The sequence below is a fragment of the Streptomyces sp. NPDC001027 genome (assembly GCF_040299045.1).
Lineage (GTDB): Bacteria > Actinomycetota > Actinomycetes > Streptomycetales > Streptomycetaceae > Streptomyces.
On record NZ_JBEPBI010000535.1, the window covers coordinates 1 to 1,883 of the forward strand.

The 1,883-nt window shown below is 75.3% G+C and carries 2 protein-coding genes; both read left to right on the plus strand.

Translation table 11 applies throughout. The features are described from left to right. Positions 1-110 precede the first annotated feature (110 nt). Entirely contained in the window at positions 111-1,103 is a 993-nt protein-coding gene (locus tag ABT300_RS43645; RefSeq protein WP_351688631.1) for an LLM class flavin-dependent oxidoreductase, read from the plus strand. A gap of 36 nt (positions 1,104-1,139) precedes the next feature. Beyond that, positions 1,140-1,766 carry an HAD family hydrolase gene (locus ABT300_RS43650; protein WP_351688634.1) on the plus strand — a complete coding sequence of 209 codons (627 nt, stop codon included), beginning with the start codon at positions 1,140-1,142 and terminating at the stop codon, positions 1,764-1,766. The last annotated feature ends 117 nt before the right edge of the window (positions 1,767-1,883 follow it).

Below are 1,883 nucleotides of genomic sequence, written 5' to 3' on the forward strand. Positions count from 1 at the left end.
GCGCTGGGCACAGTAGCCTTGGGCCCGACCCCGCCCGGCGGATCAAGCCCTCCCCTCCCCCGGTCGCCACGGCCGGTCCACCAAGCCCTGAGCGACCGAAGGAGCCCCCGATGTCCGAGCCCGAGCCCCACGCACGTCCCGCCCGCGGCAGCGTCGGCGTCATGCTGCCCCTGGACCTCCCCGTCCCACAGGTGCTGCCCTATGTCCGGCGTGCCGAGGAGCTGGGGTTCGACCAGGTCTGGGTGGTGGAGGACCTCGGCTGGCGCGGCGGCGTCGCCCAGGCCGCCACCGTCCTGGCGTCCACCACGAAACTCACGGTCGGGATCGGGATCATGCCCGCCGGCGCCCGCAACGTGTGCTTCGCCGCGATGGAGCTGGCCACGCTCGCGCAGCTCCACCCCGGCCGGCTCATCGCGGGGATCGGTCACGGCATGCCCGGCTGGATGCGCCAGGTCGGCTCCTGGCCCGAGAGCCCCCTGACGCTGATCAAGGAGTACGCGCGAGCGCTGCGCCTGCTCATCGCCGGTGAGCCCGGCCCCGAGAACGGCCGGTACGTGCGCTGCGAAGGCGTGATCCTCACCGAGGTCCCGGACGTCGTCCCCCCGGTGATCCTGGGGGTGCGCGGCCCCAAGTCGCAGGCGGTCGCGGGCGAGGTCGCCGACGGACTCCTCCTGGCCGAACCCGCCGCACCCGGCTACATCACCGCCTCCCTGCGCCACCTGGGCCCCGCCGCGAACGCTCGGGAGATCGTCGTCTACGACGCCGCCGCCGTGGACGACGACGAGGAGGCCGCGCTGGCCCGCGTCCGCACCGTCCTGGAATCGGTCGGCGAGCCGCAGTGGGCCGCGCACATCGACCCCCTGCCCTTCGCCGAGGAGCTGCGCGCGCACCGCGCCGCGAGCCCCGACGCCCGGCACTTCGCCCGGACGATGCCCGCGGACTGGGTCCGCGCCTTGAGCGTCGCCGGCGCCCCCGCCCGGGCCCGCGCCGCGATCGACGCCCGCCACGCGGCCGGCGCGACCAGCGTCGTGCTCGCCCCGGCGGGACCCGACCCGCTGGCCGCACTCGACTCCCTCGCCCGCGCGCTGCCCCACCGGCGCTGAACCGAACGCCCCGAGACTTCAACGGAAGGGACCGCCATGTCCACCGAGCGCCGCCGCGTCGTACTCTTCGACCTCTTCGGGGTCATCGCCCGCCACCAGCGGCCGGGCGCCCTGGAGAAGATGGCCGCCCGTTGCCGCACCTCCCCCGAAGCCTTCGCCACGGCCTACTGGACCCACCGCCCGCCCTACGACGCCGGGCGGCACACCGCGGCCGCGTACTGGACGGACGTTCTGCACGCGTTGTCCCGCCCCGCCGACGCCGACACGATCGAGGAGCTGAGGCTCGTCGACATCGACAGCTGGTCCCGCGTCGACGAGCGCATGGTCGCCTACGTGCGGCGCCTGCGCGACCGTGCCCGGGTCGCTCTGCTGTCCAACATCCCCGCAGACCACGCGGACGCCTTCGTCGCCGCCCAGCCCTGGCTGCACGACCTCGACCACGTCGCCTTCTCCGGGAGGATCGGTGCGGCCAAGCCCGACCCGGCCGCCTTCCGGCACAGTGTGACCGCTCTGCACGCCGCGCCCGCCGACGTCCTCTTCGTCGACGACCGCGAGGAGAACGTCCGCGCGGCGCAGGCCGAGGGCATGAACGGACATGTCTTCACCGGCCGGGACGCGCTCTCGGCCGTCGTCGACCCCTGGCTCAGGGCGGTCAGGCGCTGAGCGACCCGTCGGAGGGCGGACGGCTGGTGGTCCGGCACCGCGGCCCGCCCCACCGGGGCGAGCCGGCGAGCCAACCGGACAACGCGCCGGCCGCGGCCCCCGGCGAAACGGCGCACC